The following is a 3825-nucleotide window of genomic DNA, read 5'->3' as shown; positions in this document are numbered from 1 at the left end:
CCGGTATATTCCTCCGGGTCCCAATTATAGGTCAATTCGAGCTCAGGAGCCCGTTCCGCGGCCGATCTTGCCTCGTCTTCCGACGCCGCGAGAAAGATCAGGGTGAAGCGTCCCTTCTCATTTTCGGTGCGGCGAACCTCTTCCAAGCCAAATTTATTGCAATAGAAATCCAGGGACTCATCGATGTCCCGGACACGGACCATTGTGTGAAGATAGCGCATCTTTTGCCTTTGATTTCTTTCATGGGGTTGAAAGTCGGCGGCAACCGGCAATGTTGCACGGATTGAACGCCGTCCAGTTTTCGTAACACTTCCTGTTTAGCTCCACAAACTTGTGATGTAGCCGAGAGCAACATCGTTGAGGATAAACACGCGTTTCGCGTGTGGTTTTCAACAAAACATGCAGATGATACTTGCTCTTCGGCGTTGGACAGGTGTTATTCTTCAAGCAGAGAATCAGTACCTCGCTGGAGAGGAGGGGCTTCGCTTCATGTCTGACCGAACAGTATCAGCCCGGCCGTCCCTCGCCGACGAAGGCATAAGCGACAGTTTGGACCTTATCGAAGTTTCGGGCGCAATAAAATGGTTTGACGTGGCCAAGGGATACGGGTTTATCGTTCCCGACAATTCTGATCTACCCGACATCCTTCTCCATGTTACCTGCCTGCGCCGGGACGGCTTCCAGACGGCTCTGGAAGGAGCCCGTGTCGTTTGCGAAGTCAAGCAGGGCGAACGCGGCATGCAATGCTTCCGCGTCAAATCCATGGACAACGCGACCGCTGTTCATCCGACCGAAATGCCACCCGTCCGCACGCACGTGACGGTAACACCCTCGAGCGGGCTTGAGCGTGTCCTGGTCAAGTGGTTCAACCGTACGAAGGGCTTCGGCTTCCTGACCCGCGGCGAGGGGACCGAGGATATTTTCATTCACATGGAAACGCTTCGGCATTTCGGTTTGACCGAATTGCGTCCAGGTCAGGTTGTCTTGATCCGCTTCGGCCATGGCGAGAAGGGCCTGATGGCCTCGGAAATTCATCCCGACATTGGTACCCAGCTGCCGTCTTCCCACTAGGGTATGTTGATATTCAGGCCATGACAGTCTGCAAACGGCACTTTTCTGTGCTTCCGGTGCTCACGTACTTCAAGTACGCTCCGCTCGAAAATCGCCGTTTCGCCTCGTCATGATCGCGAATCTCAACGCACCCTGGAGCAATTGATGTATCGCCTGAAATCAGTTTTTGCCGTCGTTGTTTTTCTGCTGTTTTCAGCGATTCCTGCTCTGGCGCTCGATCAGACGCCGATGCATCTGCCCATCGACCACACGGCGCTGACGATCAATAGTGCCAAGGGCGACATTCCGTTCCAGGTAGAAATTGCCGATACCGACGAAGAGCGCGAGCGCGGTTTGATGTTCCGCACTGATCTGAAAGACAACAGCGCCATGCTGTTTGTTTTCGACGACACCCGTCTTGTAACCATGTGGATGGAGAACACACCCTCCGCGCTAGACATGCTCTTTCTGGACGATAATGGCCGTATTTCCGCCATTCGCGAAAATGCGGTGCCATTCTCACGCTCGATCATTTCGTCGGGCGGCCCGGTGCGTTTCGTTGTCGAGGTCAAAGCCGGCACCGCGAAGCGTCTCGGCTTGACAATTGGCGACAAGGTGCGGCATCCCGCTATCGAGGCGATTGCGCACTAACGGATCCAACCATGCAGTTTTTCGACAATGACGGATTGAAGCTTGCTTATCTGGATGAGGGTGAGGGCGAGCCGGTCTTGCTCATCCATGGCTTTGCCTCGTCCTCCCTCTACAATTGGGTTCAACCCGGCTGGATGCAAACACTGACGTCTGCCGGATACCGCGCCATCGCAATTGACAATCGCGGTCACGGCCAATCGGACAAGCCGCACGACAAGGCCGTCTATACGCCGACGCTCATGGCGGGCGACGCAGCCGCGCTACTCGATCATCTCGGCATTCCGACGGCGCATGTCATAGGTTATTCCATGGGCGCGCGCATCAGTGCGTTCCTGGCGCTCGAACATCCCGCTCGCGTGCATGATCTTGTTTTTGGCGGTCTCGGCATTGGCATGGTCGAAGGTGCCGGAGACTGGTTGCCTATCGCTGAAGCGCTTATGTCCGCCGATCCGGAGGCGATTACGCATCCGCGCGGAAAAATGTTCCGGATGTTTGCCGACAAGACCAAGAGCGACAAAATCGCGTTGGCTGCCTGCGTTATCACCTCCAAGGAAGAAATCAGCGCAGAAAACATGGCCCGGATTACTCAGCCAACGCTCGTCGCTGTCGGCACCAAAGACGATATTGGCGGAAACCCGCAGGATCTTGCGGCGCTGATGCCGAATGGTGAGGCGATCGATATCCCTGGCCGGGACCATATGCTCGCGGTCGGTGACAAGGTGTTCAAGCAGGTCGTTCTGGATTTCCTCAAACGCCACAGCATTTAACGAAGCGCGAGCTTCCGGAGGTTCGTTCCTTGCAGGACAAGGTAAGCTATGGCAATCTTGGAATGGCGGGGCCTGACATCAGCCAAATCAATCGCAGGTTCAAAATTTCTTGCGCGATCGATCTGGAAATCAACGTGTCAAGCAACCAATTTTGCCTTATGGTCGTTGTTTGAGAAATATTGTTGGCCAAATGCCTGGAGTAGGAAATGTCCGCAAGCAGTCCGATAAAGATGACCGGATCGGTCAAGCAGATGGACCCGATCTGGCTCGCAATCCGCGCCGAAGCCGACGAGGCTATCCGTAACGAGCCGCTTTTGGCGACGTTCCTCTATACGACAATTCTCAACCATCAATCGCTTGAAGAAGCGGTCATTCATCGCATTTCGCAGCGGCTTGACCACCCTGATGTGGAATCGGAATTGCTGCGCCAGACTTTTACGGCGATGGTCGAGGCAACACCGTCCTGGTCGCAGATCCTGCGTGTCGATATCCAGGCCGTCTATGATCGTGACCCGGCCTGCGACCGTTTCATCGAACCCGTGCTTTATTTCAAGGGTTTCCAGGCAATCCAGACTCATCGGCTTGCCCATTGGCTATGGAAGGAAGGGCGAAGAGATTTTGCGCTTTACCTGCAAAGCCGTTCGTCTTCGGTTTTCCAGACCGATATCCACCCGCAGGTTCCCATGGGACAGGGAGTGTTCTTCGATCACGCGACAGGTATCGTCGTCGGAATGACCGCAGTCATCGAAGACAACGTCTCGATCCTTCAGGGAGTAACGCTTGGTGGTACAGGAAAGGAAACCGGCGACCGGCATCCAAAGATCCGTCATGGCGTTCTCATCGGCGCTGGCGCCAATATTCTCGGTAACATTGAAATTGGCCATTGCTCGAAAGTAGCCTCAGGCTCGGTCGTGCTAAAACCTGTTCCGCATAATGTCACGGTTGCCGGCGTTCCCGCACGTATTGTAGGTGAGACGGGCTGTGCCGAGCCCTCGCGCGCCATGGACCAGTTGGTTACAAATTTCGACTGAATCGCGGCGTTACAGGTCTCCGCGCTCCAAGGCAGTCGCAATCAACCCTTTACAGGGACGACTCCCGCATGCCAAAAGCGCCTGAATTTCATATGACAGGAGACCTCCGTGAAACCCGAAGAACTGAAGAAACTCGACAGCTATTTCAAGCGGACATTCAGAAATACGGAACTCACTGTAAAGGCTCGTCCACGCAAGGATGATTCCGCCGAACTCTATCTCGGCGACGAGTTTCTTGGTTTGATCTACAAGGATGAGGATGAGGGTGAACTCTCCTACAATTTCTCGATGGCGATCCTCGAGATGGATCTCTGAGTCTTATGATC

General features: G+C 54.5%; 6 protein-coding genes. 5 read left to right on the top strand and 1 reads right to left on the bottom strand.

The window, feature by feature from the left end; genetic code table 11:
* On the bottom strand, positions 1-221 hold a 221-nt coding region (locus ACXJ5O_RS21140), incomplete at its 3' end, for a VOC family protein (protein WP_457301604.1).
* A 268-nt stretch (positions 222-489) separates the two neighbouring features.
* On the opposite strand from ACXJ5O_RS21140, the gene ACXJ5O_RS21135 reads away from it, so the two are divergent.
* The 5 genes from ACXJ5O_RS21135 (at position 490) to ACXJ5O_RS21115 (ending at position 3814) form a co-directional block, all read left to right on the top strand.
* A complete protein-coding gene (locus ACXJ5O_RS21135) occupies positions 490-1071 on the top strand; it encodes a cold-shock protein (protein ID WP_112531349.1) in 582 nt (193 codons plus the stop codon).
* A 144-nt stretch (positions 1072-1215) separates the two neighbouring features.
* Positions 1216-1701 carry a DUF192 domain-containing protein gene (locus ACXJ5O_RS21130; protein ID WP_457301603.1) on the top strand — a complete coding sequence of 162 codons (486 nt, stop codon included), beginning with the start codon at positions 1216-1218 and terminating at the stop codon, positions 1699-1701.
* A gap of 11 nt (positions 1702-1712) precedes the next feature.
* Positions 1713-2468: an alpha/beta fold hydrolase gene (locus ACXJ5O_RS21125; RefSeq protein WP_457301602.1), complete on the top strand. Its 756-nt coding sequence runs from the start codon at positions 1713-1715 to the stop codon at positions 2466-2468.
* Between the two features lie 206 nt (positions 2469-2674).
* Entirely contained in the window at positions 2675-3499 is an 825-nt protein-coding gene (gene cysE / locus ACXJ5O_RS21120; protein ID WP_112531316.1) for a serine O-acetyltransferase, read from the top strand.
* A gap of 108 nt (positions 3500-3607) precedes the next feature.
* Complete coding sequence (locus ACXJ5O_RS21115; RefSeq protein WP_099999261.1) at positions 3608-3814, top strand: DUF3126 family protein; 207 nt, start codon at positions 3608-3610, stop codon at positions 3812-3814.
* Positions 3815-3825: the final 11 nt, after the last annotated feature.

The sequence above is a fragment of the Phyllobacterium sp. P5_D12 genome, from assembly GCF_054049495.1.
The sequence above is the reverse complement of the archived record's forward strand: the minus strand, read 5'-3'. Positions and strand labels throughout refer to the sequence as shown.

Bases quoted from the DNA above. Each gene is read 5' to 3' on its own strand.
- cysE (WP_112531316.1), top strand. From the start codon at position 2,675: ATGTCCGCAAGCAGTCCGATAAAGATGACCGGATCGGTCAAGCAGATG.
- ACXJ5O_RS21130 (WP_457301603.1), top strand. From the start codon at position 1,216: ATGTATCGCCTGAAATCAGTTTTTGCCGTCGTTGTTTTTCTGCTGTTT.
- ACXJ5O_RS21125 (WP_457301602.1), top strand. From the start codon at position 1,713: ATGCAGTTTTTCGACAATGACGGATTGAAGCTTGCTTATCTGGATGAG.
- ACXJ5O_RS21135 (WP_112531349.1), top strand. From the start codon at position 490: ATGTCTGACCGAACAGTATCAGCCCGGCCGTCCCTCGCCGACGAAGGC.